This window comes from Longispora sp. NPDC051575, from assembly GCF_040681875.1.
Taxonomy (GTDB): domain Bacteria; phylum Actinomycetota; class Actinomycetes; order Mycobacteriales; family Micromonosporaceae; genus Longispora.
The window spans coordinates 533,935-548,099 of the sequence record NZ_JBFAZP010000008.1; the positions used below are offsets into that span (position 1 = coordinate 533,935).

Here is a 14,165-nt window from a genome sequence, read left to right on the forward strand (position 1 = left end):
CCAGCCGGTCACCGCCCCGACGACGGCACCCCGGGCGACGCTCGCCGCCCAGGGTCGGGAATCCGACACGTCCCCGGTCGAGCCGTCCGGGGAGTCCGTCGAGGAGCCCCTGCCCGACCGGTACGCGGAACGGGTCCGGCGGGCCGAGCGGCTCGCGGCGGCCGAGGTGGCGCATCCGGACTGGTTCGGGTCGCGACCCGGCGACGCGTCCCCGGACGACGCCGACTCTCCACCCGCGACCTCCGCTGTCCTCGGTGGCGCCGACTCCGTTACGCACAGTGACGAATCCGACGCGAACCGCACCGAAGCCGTCGACCTCGGCTCCGACTCCTCTCCGCACACCGCGCCGCCGGCCGAGCCGGTCTCCGCGCCGCCGCCGGGCCATCTCGGGGGCTCGGCGTTCGCGGGACCGGCCAACCGCGCCGCGGCCGACGGGGACGACGACCCGGAGTACGAGGACGACGACCCGGAGGACGAGCCACCCGCGCAGGACGTCGCGCCGGCGGTCGCCTCCCGGATCGGCCGTTTGACCACCCGGGTCTGGGTCGTCGACGGCCGGCCGCGCTACCACCTCTCCGGCTGCCACCACCTGGTCGGCCGCGATCCCGAACCCCTGCCGGTCGGCGAGGCCCAGGCCCTGGGTTTCTCCCCGTGCGGGCTGTGCGAGCCGGCGACCACGCTCGGCGGCCGGAGCTGACCGGCCGCCGGAGGTCCGGGACCTGCCCAGCCACCGGCCGGATGGGCTCGGCCACCCGCGCTCCCCAGTTCGGCTCGGTCACCCGTGGCCTCCAGCCGGGCACGACCGGCCCTGCCACCCGCCCGCCTCCGGGCAGGGGGCGCGACCGTGCCCGTCGGTAGCCGGGCCAACGCCGCAGACAATGGCGGGACGCTGACCGTCGCGGTCCGGGTCCGCCCCGGCGCCTCCCGGACCAAGGTCGGCGGCAGCTACCCCGGGCCGTACGGGCCGGCGCTCGTGGTGGCCGTGTCCGCCCCCGCCGTGGACGGCCGGGCCACCGAGGCCGTGATCAGGGCCGTGGCCAGCGCGTTGGGCCTGAGGCCGCGCGCCGTGGCCCTCCGGACCGGGCAGACCAGCCGGGACAAGCTCCTCACCGTCGAACCGGACACTCCCCAGGTCGCGGGACGGTTACGCGATCTTCTCGAGTCGTGACCGGTTTGGTGGGGCTGGGCGTAAAATTGTAAAAACGCGTCCTCAGGTGTGGCGTGTTTGTGGCTCGGCGATTCGTTACGTATTCTTGCCACCCTCTGGAGTGCGCGGCGCCCCGCCGCGTACCCATTTTTTCTCTCTTGGGGGCAGTCATGGCCGAGCGTGCGGGGGTTTCGCGGAAGGTCGCTCCGGTCAAGGCTGCCAAGGTCACCGCCCCGGTCGCGGCGGTCAGGACCGCCCCGGCCAAGGCTGCCAAGAGTGCGGTCGAGAAGGCCGCCCCCGAGGGCGCGGAACCCGCCACCACCACGGCGGCGCCCGCCCCGAAGAAGACCGCCGCGGCGGTCTCGAACACGACTCGAACGCCGAGGGTCGAGAAAAGGACTGCGGCGGGTGCCGAGATCGCCGAGGATGCCAAGCCTCGGGTAGTGACAGGTTCGAAGACCAGTAAGGCCGCCGGGACCCAGGCCCCGGCGACACCCCCCGTGAAGGCACCGCCGACCGCCGCGCGATCCGCGGCCAAGGGAGCGACGATGGCCAAGCCAGCCGATACCAGTACGGCCACCAAGAGCGTGGCCGGTAAGACTGCCCGTGGCTCCGCCCGGAGTGCCTCGGACACCGACAAGATCCGCGTCGCGCTCTCCGATCGGCTCACCGAGCTGCGCGGCGAGTACGAGCAGATGATCACCGATTCCAACGAGATGCAGCGCGAGCGGCTCACCGACTCGGCCGGCGACGACCAGGCCGACACGGGGACGAAGACCTTCGAGCGCGAGCAGGAGATCTCGCTGGCCAACAACCTCCTCGAGCGGGTGACCCAGCTGGAGCGCGCGCTCGAGCGGGTCGACGAGGGCGGTTACGGCCACTGTGAGAAGTGTGGCAACGCCATCCCGGTCGAACGCCTGGCCGCTTTCCCGTCCGCTACCTTGTGTGTGACGTGTAAGCAGCTGGAGGAGCGGCGCTGAGTACCCCGGAATCCCAAGAAACAGGACACAAGCAGCGGCCAGTACTGTGGTTGGCGCTTCTCGCGCTGGCCACGCTGGCCGTTGACCTTGGCACGAAGATCTGGGCGCTGTCCGCGCTGGAGGGCCGCGAGCCCGTCCGGTTGCTGGGCGGCGCGTTGTACCTGAGCTTCGCCCGCAACACGGGGGCGGCGTTCAGCCTGGCCAGCGGGTACACGGTCGTGTTGACCGTCGTCTCCCTGACCGTGGTCGCGGTCATCATCCGGTTCGCCGCGAGGTTGCGCTCGATGCCCTGGGCCATCGCCCTCGGGCTGATCCTGGGCGGCGCGACCGGCAACCTGGTGGACCGCCTGTTCCGCGCGCCGGGCCCCCTGCGGGGCGCGGTGATCGACTTCCTCAGCCTGTTCGACAAGCACGGCGACGTCTGGCCGATCTTCAACTTCGCGGACTCCGCGCTGGTGTGCGGGGTCGCGTTGGCCGTCGTTCTCGAACTGACGGGGCGCCGGCTCAACGGCACCCGCGTCGTGAAGGCGGAGAAAGCATGACAAGTCGTACCCTGCCCGTGCCCGACGGCCTGGACGGCCTGCGCCTGGACCAGGCGGTGTCCCGCCTGACGGGCGTCTCCCGGACCGTCGCGGCCGACCTCGCCGAGGACGGCAACATCCTCCTCGACGGCGTCCGGGCCGGGAAGTCCGACAAGGTGAAGGCGGGCTCCTGGCTGGAGGTGACCCTGCCGCCGCCGCCGGAGCCGCCGAGCATCACGCCCGAGCGGATCGACGGCCTGGTCGTGGTCCACGACGACGACGACATCGTGGTGGTCAACAAGCCGGTCGGGGTCGCCGCGCACCCGAGCCCCGGCTGGTCCGGGCCGACCGTGATCGGCGGGCTCGCCGGCATGGGCTACCGCATCTCGACCAGCGGCGCCGCCGAGCGCCAGGGCGTCGTGCACCGGCTCGACGTCGGCACCACGGGCCTGATGGTCGTGGCGAAGAGCGAGGTCGCGTACACGGTGCTCAAGCGCGCGTTCAAGGAGCGCACGGTCGAGAAGCGCTACCACGCGGTCGTCCAGGGCCACCCGGACCCGTCCCGGGGCACGATCGACGCCCCGATCGACCGGCACCCGACCGCCGACTACCGCTGGGCCGTGATGTCCGGTGGCAAGCCGAGCGTGACGCACTACGACACGCTGGAGGCCTTCCCGGCCGCGAGCCTGCTCGACGTGCACCTCGAGACCGGCCGGACCCACCAGATCCGGGTGCACTTCTCCGCGCTGCGGCACCCGTGTGTCGGGGATCTGACATACGGCGCGGACCCGTCCCTGTCGGCCCGGCTCAAACTGGACCGTCAGTGGCTGCACGCGCGCACGTTGGGCTTCGCCCACCCCGGTACCGGAAACTACGTTGAGTTCACCAGCGATTACCCTGAGGATCTGGAGCGGGCGCTGCGCATCCTGCGGGGTGACGCTCCCTAGGGAGTCGTCGTGCGTGACCTGCTCCACCGGCTGGACCGGCGGGTGGTGCCGCCGCTCGCCGCCGCCGTGCGCCGGGTGATCGGTGGCCGGAGCCGCCGGGCCGCCCTGGCCGCCGTCGGCATGACCCTCGCGATCGCCGTCCTGCTCGCCGCCGTGCTGTCCGCCCGCGAGCCGGTGCCGGGCCGGGGCCACGACGCGGGTACGCCGCTGCGGGTCGGGGTGGCCGACGGCGACTCGGTCCCGGCGTACGTGGCCGGGGCCAAGGTGCGGCTGGCCAGCGTGGACCGCCCGACCCTGGCGCTGGTCTCCCTCGCCGCGTACCTCGGGCCCGACCGGCTCGGCGCCCTGCTGGAGAACGCGCACCCCTCCCGGGTGTACCTGCGGGTTCCGCTGCCCGGCATCTCCACCGAGGTCATCGCGGTCGACGTGCGCCGGCTGCCCGACGACGTGGTCGCGGGGATGGACGCCGCCGCCCAGCGCAAGGACGGCGAGATCGGCACCGCGCGCCGCCTCGCCGGCCGGCTGACCGGCGACAGCCCCCGGGAAAGGGAACTGCGCGAGGAGTACGAGGCGCGGGCCGCCCAGGCGGGGCTGGAGGCGACGGCGTACCGGGAACACTGCTCCTGCGTGTACGCGGCCGTCGTGCGGGCCGCCCCGCCCACCCTCACGGAACTGTCCCGCCGGCCCGGGGTGCGCGCCGTGGACCCGACCCCGGGGCTCGACCGGCCGGAGCAGGCGGTGTTCCAGCCCCTGCTCCCCGAGCAGCACACGGTCGTCTCCGACCCGGCGGACCCGCAGCCCGCCCCGTCGCCCACGCCGACCCCGGCCCCGAGCCCGTCGCCCGCCCGGACGCCCGACCGCCCCGCCCCGACGGCCCCGCCGACCGGCCCGATGCCGGAGTGGCCCTCCTCACCCTCGCCCACCCCGACCGCGACCCCGACCCGGATCGACGGAGGTTCGCGCACCCAGCCCCTGTCCGGAGCGTTAGGTAACCGAATACGCTGACGTGTCGAGGCGGGCGGCGAGAGGACGAACACAGTGGCGGAGCGAACCGAGGCCGGCTGGAGCCGGTCAGGTGAGGCGGCGCCGCGCTGGCGGAACCTCCTGGGCCGAGGGAGGGGCGATCGTGGCGCGGACCACGGCGACCCCCAGAACGGCGGTCAGCGGGCCGCTCAGGCGTCCGCGGTGGACGAGTACGTGGCCCGGCTGCGCCGCGACATGGGCCCGGCCAAGGTGGTGGCGTTCGCCAACCCCAAGGGCGGGGTGCACAAGACGACCGCGACGGTGCTGTGCGCGGCCACGATCGGCAGCGCCCGGGGCCGGGGCGTCCTGGCGTGGGACGACAACGAGCTGCGCGGCACCCTGGGGCTGCGCGCCGGCAGCGCCCGGCACGCGCGCACGATCCGGCACCTGATCGAGAACCTGGTCGAGGTGGAGAACTCCAGCGGCGAGGAGCTCCGCGACCGGCTGGACGAGTTCCTCCGGCACGCCGCCGACGGCTCCTACGACGTGCTGGCCGGCGACGAGGACCACCGGGTGGCCCGGCTGCTGGACCCGCCGATGGTGTGGCGGGTGCTGGAGCTGCTGCGGCGTACCCATGACGTGATCTGTGTCGACACCGGCAACAACGTCGAGAGCGCGAACTGGCAGACCGTGATCAAGGCCGCCGACCAGCTGGTGGTGACGTCCGTCCCCCGGGAGGACGCGGCGTTCACGGCCGACTGGATGCTCGACCTGCTGGAGGAGATGGGCATGGGCGACATCGTGGCCAATGCCGTGACGCTGCTGTCCTGCCCCACGCCGACCCCGTCGCCGATGCTCGGTGACCTGGTCAAACACTTCCAGAGCCGTACCCGGACAGTCGCTGTCGTCCCTTATGACCCGGCTCTGGAATCCGGATCGAGCATCGACTACGCCAGCCTGAAGCCGGAGACCCGGATGGCGTGGTTACAGGCCGCGACGGCGGTCAGCGACGGCTTCTAGAGGGCGTGCCTCGATCGAATCCGTCGGCGGCTCCGGTTAGGCTCGGGGTGTTCCCCAACTCCAGAGGAGGCCCCCGCCGATGAGTGACTCTTTTGTGCATCTGCACGTGCACACCGAGTACTCGATGCTGGACGGCGCGGCCCGGATGAAGCAGTTGTTCGCCGAGGTGAACCGGCAGGAGATGCCGGCGGTGGCGATCACCGACCACGGCAACATGCACGGGGCGTACGACTTCTACAAGCAGGCCACCGCCGCCGGGGTGACCCCGGTGATCGGCGTCGAGGCCTACCTGGCGCCGGCCTCCCGGTTCGACAAGAAGCGCATCAACTGGGGCACGCCCGACCAGAAGGGCGACGACGTCTCCGGCAACGGCGGCTACACCCACATGACGATGTGGGCCCGCAACGCCGAGGGGCTGCACAACCTCTTCCGGCTCAACTCGCGCGGCTCCATGGAGGGCTACTACTACAAGCCCCGGATGGACACCGAGCTGATCGCGGAGTACTCGGCCGGGATCATGGCCACCACCGGCTGCCCGTCGGGGGAGATCCAGACCCGGTTGCGCCTCGGGCACACCGAGGAGGCGTTGAAGGCCGCCGCGAAGTACCAGGACATCTTCGGCAAGGAGAACTTCTTCCTGGAGATCATGGACCACGGGCTGTCCATCGAGCGCCGGGTCCGCGACGGCCTGGTCGAGATCTCCCGCAAGCTGAACATCCCGCCGGTGGTCACCAACGACTCGCACTACACCCGGCCGGAGGAGGCCGACGCGCACAACGCGCTGCTGTGCGTGCAGTCCGGCTCGCTGCTGAGTGACCCGAACCGGTTCAAGTTCGACGGCGACGGCTACTACATCAAGTCCGCCGACGAGATGCGCGCGATCGACACCTCCGACATCTGGGCCGAGGGCTGTCGCAACACCCTGCTGGTCGCCTCCAAGGTCGAGACGGAGGGGATGTTCAAGTTCAAGAACCTGATGCCCCTGTTCCCGGTACCGGACGGCGAGACCGAGGACTCCTGGTTCCGCAAGGAGGTCTGGGCGGGGATGGACCGGCGCTGGCCGGACGGGTACGACGAGGAACACCGCGCGCAGGCCGAGTACGAGATCAACATGATCCTGCAGATGGGCTTCCCGTCGTACTTCCTGGTGGTCTCCGACTTCATCATGTGGGCGAAGAACAACGGGCACTCCGTCGGTCCGGGGCGTGGCTCGGCGGCCGGCAGCATCGTGGCGTTCGCCCTGGGCATCACGGACCTCGACCCGCTCGCGCACGGGCTGATCTTCGAGCGGTTCCTCAACCCCGAGCGCATCTCGATGCCGGATATCGACATCGACTTCGACGAGCACGGGCGCAACGAGACCATCAAGTACGTCACGGACAAGTGGGGCGCCGACCGGGTCGCGCAGATCGCCACGTTCGGCACGATCAAGGCCAAGGCCGCGATCAAGGACTCCGGCCGGGTACTCGGCTTCCCCTACGCCCTCGGCGACAAGATCACCAAGGCGATGCCGCCGGCCGTGATGGGCAAGGACATCCCGCTCTCGGGCATCTTCGACCCGAAGCACCCGCGCTACGCCGAGGCCGGCGCGGTCCGCGACCTGGTCGCCAACGAGCCCGACGTGGCGAAGGTGATGGAGGTCGCCAAGGGGCTGGAGGGCCTGGTCCGGCAGACCGGCGTGCACGCCGCGGGCGTCATCATGTCCGCCGAGCCGCTGATCGACCACGTGCCGCTGTGGCGCCGCGACGCCGACGGCGCGATCATCACCCAGTTCGACTACCCGACGTGCGAGTCCCTCGGCCTGCTGAAGATGGACTTCCTCGGCCTGCGGAACCTGACGATCATGGCCGACGCCGTGAAGAACGTCGAGCACACCACCGGTCAGAAGATCGACCTGCTCACGCTGCCGCTGGACGACCCGAAGACGTACGAGCTGCTCGGCCGGGGCGACACCCTGGGCGTGTTCCAGCTCGACGGCGGGGCCATGCGCCAGCTGCTGAAGCTGATGAAGCCCGACAGCTTCGAGGACATCTCCGCCGTCCTCGCGCTGTACCGCCCAGGGCCCATGGGCGCGAACTCGCACATCAACTACGCGCTGCGCAAGAACAAGCAGCAGGAGATCACCCCGATCCACCCGGAGCTGGAAGAGCCCCTGGAGGAGATCCTCGGCCTCACCTACGGCCTGATCGTCTACCAGGAGCAGGTCCAGCGCGCCGCGCAGAAGCTCGCCGGCTACTCCCTCGGCCAGGCCGACAACCTGCGCCGGGCCATGGGCAAGAAGAAGAAGGAGGTCCTCGACAAGGAGTTCGTGCCGTTCGAGGCGGGCATGCTCGAACGCGGATACTCCGCCGAGGCCATCAAGGCGGTGTGGGACGTCCTGGTCCCGTTCGCCGACTACGCGTTCAACAAGGCGCACACCGCCGCGTACGGGCTGATCTCCTACTGGACCGGGTGGCTGAAGGCGAACTACCCGGCCGAGTACATGGCCGCGCTGCTCACGTCCGTCGGCGACGACAAGGACAAGATGGCGATGTACCTGGGCGAGTGCCGCAAGATGGGCATCAAGGTGCTGCCGCCGGACGTGAACGAGTCCGCCGGAGCGTTCACCCCGATCGGCTCCGATATCCGGTTCGGGCTGGGCGCGGTCCGCAACGTCGGTACCAACGTGGTGGCCTCGATCGTCGCCACCCGTGGGTCCAAGGGCAACTACACGTCGTTCCCCGACTTCCTGTCGAAGTCCGAGCTGGTGGTCTGCAACAAGCGGACCGTCGAGTCCCTGGTCAAGGCCGGCGCGTTCGACTCCCTCGGCCACACCCGCAAGTGCCTCGTCGAGCTGCACGAGACGGCCATCGACGCGGTGGTCGGGCTCAAGCGCCAGGAGGCCGTCGGGCAGTTCGACCTGTTCGGCGGGCTGGAGGAGAGCTCCGACGACGGCCTGGTGGGGCTGGACCTGCAGTTCACGCCGACCGAGTGGCCGCGCAAGGAACTCCTGGCCTTCGAACGCGACATGCTCGGCCTGTACGTCTCCGACCACCCGCTCGCCGGGGCCGAACGGATCCTGAAGGCCAACTCCGAGCAGAGCATCGTCGAGGTGATCGACGAGGACGTCAACGACCGGATGCCCGTCACCATCGCCGGCATGATCTCCGGGGTGCAGCGCCGGATCACCAAGCAGGGCGCGAGCTGGGCGATCGTGATGCTGGAGGACCTGGACGCCTCGGTGGAGGTGCTGTTCTTCCCCAAGACGTACGAGCTGCTGTCGCACCACCTCGCCGAGGACATCGTGGTGACCGTCAAGGGCCACGTGAACAAGCGCGACCAGGCGATCAGCGTCGTCGGTTCGGACATGCTGATCCTGGAGGTCTCCGAGGCGGATCTCGCGGCGAACCCGCCGGTGGTGCTGAACTCCACCTGGGACAAGATCGTCGAGCCGACCGTGCACGAGCTGAAGCGGATCATCCTCGGGCACCGGGGCGACTGCATGGTGCACCTGCGGCTGCGCAGCCGGTCGGGGGACACCCTGCTGGCGCTGGGGGCGGACCTCAAGGTGCGCAACGACGTGGCGTTCCGGTCGGAGATCAAGACGTTGCTGGGCGCGGGGGGCGTCGACTAACCGGCGCGCGGCCGTGCCCAGGGCTCCGGGCTCCGGCCTCCGTCGACGGTGCGCGGCCGGCCCCGGCCTCCCGGGTGACGACGTGCCACCGGCCCCGGGTTCCCGCGTGACGGCGTTGCCCGGTGCCGGGCGAGCCGCAGGCCGGCGGAGCTCCACGTCGATCCGCCGCTTCGGTCCGGAAAGGGTGTTTTCGCAGGTGGTGGGCCCCGGATCGCGGGGCCCGGCGCAACCTGGCGTCCGCACCTAGGATGGGCGGGTGAGCACCCCGGAGAAGTATCCGACCCCGCCGCCCCCGATCTGGCCGGAACCGGCCGTCTACGGGACCCCCGCCCCGCCCCGGCCGCGCCGGGACTGGCCGCGGGAGATCCTGGCCGGGCTGCTCGTCGTCCTGACGATCTCCGTCCTGGGCGCCCCGCTGGGCGTGCTCTGGTCGGCGTTGGCCCCCCGGGTGCTGGTCCAGATGACCGCCGACGGGCCGCTGCTCGCCGACGCGGAGCCGGAGGAGTACGTGGGCTCCGACGTCGTCTTCACCCTGATCGGCCTCGCGGTGGGCGTGCTGCTCGGGCTCGGCGTCTGGCTGCTGCTCCGCCGGTGGCGCGGCGCGGCGGTGCTCCTCGGCCTCATGGTCGGCTCACTGCTCGGCGCGTGCGTCGCCTGGCAGATCGGCCGCCGGATCGGCCTCGACGACTACGCCGAGATCAAGCGCACCGCCCAGGCCGGCTGGCAGTTCTACCGGCCCCCGTCGCTGAACTCGGGCGAGTTCTTCCGGATCCTCGGCGTGCCCGTGTTCCCGCGCGGCGCGCTGGCCGCCCAGGCGCTCGCGGCCGTGTTCACCTACACGATGATCGCCGGCTGGTCCCGCTTCCCGGGCCTGCGCCCGGATTCGGACACGAAGTCAGAATCATCGGAGGGTTACGAGTGGGGGCGTGACCGGCCGTGAAGGCACCCGGCCACGCGTCCGGGCGGGCGGGCGACTCGTCGAGCCGTGGGTGTGCGCCGCACCGAGCGGCGGGAATCGGAGCGCTCGGGTGGCGTACCCGTCGACGGTCGCGGATCTTGATCTTGGGCGGAGTGACCCTGGTCACGGGTCGATCGGATGCTGGGACCGAGCCGTCCGGTGGCTGGGAGCGCCGACTAGGCTGAGCGGGTGCTGAACCGCATCGACCTCCGGGGTGACACCAGGGATCCGCGCGGGCTGCTGCCCCGCGCCCGGTTCGACGTGACCGCCGCGATCGAACAGATCCGGCCGGTCGTGGAGGCGGTCCGCGAGCATGGGGCCGCCGCCGTCAAGGAGGCCACGCATCGGTTCGACCGCGTGGAGACGCCGGTGCTGCGGGTGCCCGAGGCGGAGATCGCGAAGGCGGCCGACGCCCTGGAGGGCCCGGTCCGCGCGGCCCTCGAGGAGGCCATCGCCCGGGTCCGCGTCGTGCACGCCGCCCAGTTGCGCCCCTCGCACACCACCACGCTCGCCCCCGGCGGCACCGTGACGGAGAAGTGGCTGCCCGTCGGCCGGGTCGGGCTCTACGTGCCCGGCGGCCTGGCGATGTACCCGTCGAGTGTCGTCATGAACGTCGTCCCCGCCCAGGTCGCCGGTGTCGGCCAGATCGTCGTCGCCAGCCCCCCGCAGGCCGACAACGACGGCCTCCCCGACCGCCGGGTGCTCGCCGCGTGCGCCCTGCTCGGCGTGACCGAGGTGTACGCGATGGGCGGCGCCCAGGCCATCGCCGCCCTCGGCTACGGCACCGAGGAGAACCGCCCCGTCGACATGATCACCGGGCCGGGCAACATCTGGGTGACCGCCGCCAAGCGCCTGCTCCGGGGCACCGTCGGCATCGACTCCGAGGCCGGCCCGACGGAGATCGCGATCCTCGCCGACGCCACCGCCGACCCGGCGCACGTCGCCGCCGACCTGATCAGCCAGGCCGAACACGACCCGCTCGCGGCGAGCGTGCTGGTCACCACCAGCGTCGAACTGGCCGACGCCGTCGACCGCGAACTGGAGACCCGGGTCGCGGCCACCAAGCACCACGAGCGGGTCCGCGAGGCGCTGACCGGGCCGCAGTCCGGCATCGTGCTGGTCGGCGACATCGAGCAGGGCCTGGCCGTGGTCGACGACTACGCCGCCGAGCACCTGGAGATCCAGACCGCCGACGCGCCCGCCGTGGCCGACCGGGTCCGCAACGCGGGCGCCATCTTCGTCGGGGCCTGGTCCCCGGTGTCGCTGGGCGACTACTGCGCCGGCTCCAACCACGTGCTGCCCACCGGCGGGTGCGCGCGGCACTCGTCCGGGCTGAGCACGCACACGTTCCTCAAGGCCGTGCACGTGATCCACTACGACGAGGCGGCGCTGCGGGAGGTCGCCGGGCACGTGGTGACGCTCGCCGAGGCGGAGGACCTGCCGGCACACGGCGAGGCCGTCACGGCGAGGTTCCGGTGACCGGGGACCGGCCCGTCGCCGGGGCAGCGACCCGCGTCGTGCCCGGGGTCGGAGTCGTGACCGCGCGCGGGGCCGGGTCGGCGGGTGGTGCGGAACTGCCCGTGCGGCCCGAGTTCCGGGGCATGTCGCCCTATGGCGCGCCCCAGCTCGACGTCGCCGTCCGGCTGAACACCAACGAGAACTCCTATCCGGTACCCACCGAGGTCGTCGACGCGATCTCCGCCGCCCTCGGCGCGGAACTGGCCCAGCTCAACCGCTACCCCGACCGCGACGCCGTGGCCCTGCGCGCCGCCCTGGCCGACTACCTGGGCGTCACCACCGACCAGGTGTGGGCGGCCAACGGCTCCAACGAGGTGCAGCAGGAGATCCTCCAGGTGTTCGCGGGGCCGGGGCGTTCGGCGCTCGGGTTCACGCCCACCTACTCGATGCACCCGCTGCTCGCGCTGGGCACCGGCACGACCTGGATCCCGGGGGAGCGCACCGCCGACTTCGGCCTCGCCGACCCGGTGGCCCAGGTGCGCGCGGCGGACCCGGACGTGGTGTTCCTGTGCTCGCCCAACAACCCGACGGGTACCGCGCTGGAGCTGGACACCATCCGCGAGGTCGCGCGCGCGGCCCGGGGCATGGTGGTCGTGGACGAGGCGTACGCGGAGTTCCGCCGGGCCGGTACGCCCAGCGCGCTGGACCTGCTGCCCGAGTTCCCCCGGCTGATCGTGACCCGGACGATGAGCAAGGCGTTCGGGTTCGCGGGCGGCCGGCTCGGGTACCTGGCGGCGAGCCCCGCCGTGGTGGACGCCGTCCAACTGGTCCGGCTGCCGTACCACCTGTCGGCGCTGACCCAGGCCGCCGCCCGCGCCGCGCTCGCGCACCGCGACGTCCTGCTCGGCACCGTGGCCGCCATCAAGGAGCAGCGGGACCGGATCGTGGCCGAGCTGCGCGGCCTCGGCCTCGCGGTGGCCGACTCCGACGCGAACTTCGTCCTGTTCCAGGTGGGCGGCGACCAGGCCGTCTTCTGGGAGAAACTGCTGGCGGCGGGCGTCCTGGTCCGCGACGTCGGCCTGGCCGGGTGGCTGCGGGTCACCGCCGGCACGGCCGAGGAGACCGACGCGTTCCTGCGCGCTGTGAAGGAGTCACTGTGAGGACCGGACGGGTCGAGCGGGTCACCAAGGAGACCAAGGTCCTCGTCGAGCTCGACCTCGACGGCGGCCCGGTCACGGTGTCCACCGGGGTCGGGTTCTACGACCACATGCTGCACCAGCTGGGCAGGCACGGCGGGATCGGCCTGAACATCGCCGTCGAGGGCGACCTGCACATCGACGCGCACCACACGCTGGAGGACACGGCGATCGGCCTGGGCGACGCGTTCGCCGAGGCGGCCGGGGACAAGATCGGGGTGCGCCGGTTCGGGCACGCGATCGTGCCGCTGGACGAGGTGCTGGTCCAGGCCGTGGTCGACCTGTCCGGCCGGCCGTACTGCGTGCACGAGGAGCCCCTGGGGCTCGCGCCGACGATCGGGCCGACGTACCCGACGAGCATGACCCGGCACATCTGGGAGTCGTTCGCGCACCATGCGAGGATCACCCTGCACGTGACCGTGCAGCGGGCCGCGCGGCCCGGAGCCCAGCCCGACGCGCACCATGTGGTGGAGGCCCAGTTCAAGGCCGTCGCCCGGGCGCTGCGGGACGCGATCCGGATCGAGGGCACGGACGTTCCTAGTACCAAGGGAATTCTGTAGTGAGCATTGTGCTTTTGGCCCTGGCGGGCATCCTGTTCGGCGGCGCGTGGTCGTTGCAGCAGCAGGAGCGGTCGAAGGTCGCGGTCGCCATCGTCGGCCTGCTCGGGGTGTTGTCGCTGGTCGGCGGCATCCTGTGGATGTTCCCGAAGTGAGGCGGGTCGTCGTCCTGGACTACGGTTCGGGCAACCTGCGCTCCGCCGAGCGGGCCATGGTCCGGGCGGGCGCGGACGTCACGGTGACCGACGACCTGACGCTCGCGGCGGAGGCCGACGGGCTGGTCGTGCCCGGGGTCGGCGCCTACGCTGCGTGCGTCGCGGGCCTGCTGGACCTCGGCGGTGACGCGATGATCCGGGAGCGGCTGCGCACGGAGCGACCGGTGCTGGGCATCTGTGTGGGCGCGCAGATCATGTTCTCCTCCGGCGACGAGCACGGCACGCACACCGAGGGCCTGGGGCTGCTGCCGGGCGGGGTGACCCGGCTGAAGGCGCCCGTGGTGCCGCACATGGGCTGGTCGCCGGTCGTCGCCGCGCCGGGGTCGGTGCTGTTCGAGGGCGTCGAGGGCGAGCGGTTCTACTTCGTGCACTCCTACGCGGCCCGGCCGTGGGGCGCGGCCGGGGTCACCACCGCGACGCACGGCGAGGAGTTCGTCGCGGCGGTCGAGGACGGGGCGTTGTCGGTGACCCAGTTCCACCCGGAGAAGTCGGGGGACGCCGGGGCGCGGCTGCTGCGGAACTGGGTGGCGACGCTGTGACCGGTCGGCCGGGTGGCCGGGCGCCCGCGCGTGCCGGGTTCCGCGACATGC

Annotated in this window: 12 protein-coding genes and 2 pseudogenes; all 14 read left to right on the plus strand. The window is 71.9% G+C overall.

Going from position 1 to position 14,165, the window contains the following annotated elements; genetic code table 11:
* Positions 1 to 469 precede the first annotated feature (469 nt).
* Positions 470 to 697 (plus strand): annotated as a pseudogene (locus AB0M43_RS26615) (hypothetical protein); the annotation flags it as partial.
* Between the two features lie 147 nt (positions 698 to 844).
* Complete coding sequence (locus AB0M43_RS26620; RefSeq protein WP_363728474.1) at positions 845 to 1,168, plus strand: DUF167 domain-containing protein; 324 nt, start codon at positions 845 to 847, stop codon at positions 1,166 to 1,168.
* A 527-nt stretch (positions 1,169 to 1,695) separates the two neighbouring features.
* A complete protein-coding gene (locus AB0M43_RS26625; protein ID WP_363728579.1) occupies positions 1,696 to 2,127 on the plus strand; it encodes a TraR/DksA family transcriptional regulator in 432 nt (143 codons plus the stop codon).
* Positions 2,124 to 2,669 carry a signal peptidase II gene (lspA, locus tag AB0M43_RS26630; protein WP_363728580.1) on the plus strand — a complete coding sequence of 182 codons (546 nt, stop codon included), beginning with the start codon at positions 2,124 to 2,126 and terminating at the stop codon, positions 2,667 to 2,669. The genes AB0M43_RS26625 and lspA overlap by 4 nt, the downstream gene beginning before the upstream one ends.
* A complete protein-coding gene (locus tag AB0M43_RS26635; protein WP_363728475.1) occupies positions 2,666 to 3,595 on the plus strand; it encodes an RluA family pseudouridine synthase in 930 nt (309 codons plus the stop codon). Before lspA ends, AB0M43_RS26635 begins: the two co-directional genes overlap by 4 nt.
* A gap of 9 nt (positions 3,596 to 3,604) precedes the next feature.
* Positions 3,605 to 4,600, plus strand: a complete 996-nt coding sequence (locus AB0M43_RS26640; protein WP_363728476.1) for a hypothetical protein — start codon at positions 3,605 to 3,607, stop codon at positions 4,598 to 4,600.
* 201 nt (positions 4,601 to 4,801) lie between these two features.
* Positions 4,802 to 5,578: pseudogene (locus AB0M43_RS26645) on the plus strand (AAA family ATPase); the annotation flags it as partial.
* A 79-nt stretch (positions 5,579 to 5,657) separates the two neighbouring features.
* Positions 5,658 to 9,191, plus strand: a complete 3,534-nt coding sequence (gene dnaE, locus AB0M43_RS26650) for a DNA polymerase III subunit alpha (protein ID WP_363728477.1) — start codon at positions 5,658 to 5,660, stop codon at positions 9,189 to 9,191.
* Positions 9,192 to 9,447: 256 nt separating this feature from the next.
* On the plus strand, positions 9,448 to 10,131 hold the full coding sequence (locus AB0M43_RS26655; RefSeq protein ID WP_363728478.1) for a DUF2567 domain-containing protein: 684 nt from the start codon (positions 9,448 to 9,450) through the stop codon (positions 10,129 to 10,131).
* 207 nt (positions 10,132 to 10,338) lie between these two features.
* The gene (gene hisD, locus AB0M43_RS26660) at positions 10,339 to 11,628 is read left to right on the plus strand and encodes a histidinol dehydrogenase (RefSeq protein WP_363728479.1); all 1,290 of its coding nucleotides are present in this window, start codon (positions 10,339 to 10,341) and stop codon (positions 11,626 to 11,628) included.
* 122 nt (positions 11,629 to 11,750) lie between these two features.
* Positions 11,751 to 12,767 (plus strand): histidinol-phosphate transaminase, encoded by a 1,017-nt coding sequence (locus AB0M43_RS26665; RefSeq protein WP_363728581.1) that lies wholly within the window; start codon positions 11,751 to 11,753, stop codon positions 12,765 to 12,767.
* A complete protein-coding gene (hisB, locus tag AB0M43_RS26670; RefSeq protein ID WP_363728480.1) occupies positions 12,764 to 13,363 on the plus strand; it encodes an imidazoleglycerol-phosphate dehydratase HisB in 600 nt (199 codons plus the stop codon). Before AB0M43_RS26665 ends, hisB begins: the two co-directional genes overlap by 4 nt.
* Positions 13,363 to 13,515 (plus strand): hypothetical protein, encoded by a 153-nt coding sequence (locus AB0M43_RS26675; RefSeq protein ID WP_363728481.1) that lies wholly within the window; start codon positions 13,363 to 13,365, stop codon positions 13,513 to 13,515. Before hisB ends, AB0M43_RS26675 begins: the two co-directional genes overlap by 1 nt.
* Positions 13,512 to 14,114 carry an imidazole glycerol phosphate synthase subunit HisH gene (hisH, locus tag AB0M43_RS26680; RefSeq protein WP_363728482.1) on the plus strand — a complete coding sequence of 201 codons (603 nt, stop codon included), beginning with the start codon at positions 13,512 to 13,514 and terminating at the stop codon, positions 14,112 to 14,114. The genes AB0M43_RS26675 and hisH overlap by 4 nt, the downstream gene beginning before the upstream one ends.
* Positions 14,115 to 14,165: the final 51 nt, after the last annotated feature.

Excerpts from the sequence above, each read along its gene's own strand:
- AB0M43_RS26625 (WP_363728579.1), top strand. The coding sequence starts at position 1,696 with ATGGCCAAGCCAGCCGATACCAGTACGGCCACCAAGAGCGTGGCCGGT.
- AB0M43_RS26635 (WP_363728475.1), top strand. The coding sequence starts at position 2,666 with ATGACAAGTCGTACCCTGCCCGTGCCCGACGGCCTGGACGGCCTGCGC.
- dnaE (WP_363728477.1), top strand. The coding sequence starts at position 5,658 with ATGAGTGACTCTTTTGTGCATCTGCACGTGCACACCGAGTACTCGATG.
- AB0M43_RS26665 (WP_363728581.1), top strand. The coding sequence starts at position 11,751 with ATGTCGCCCTATGGCGCGCCCCAGCTCGACGTCGCCGTCCGGCTGAAC.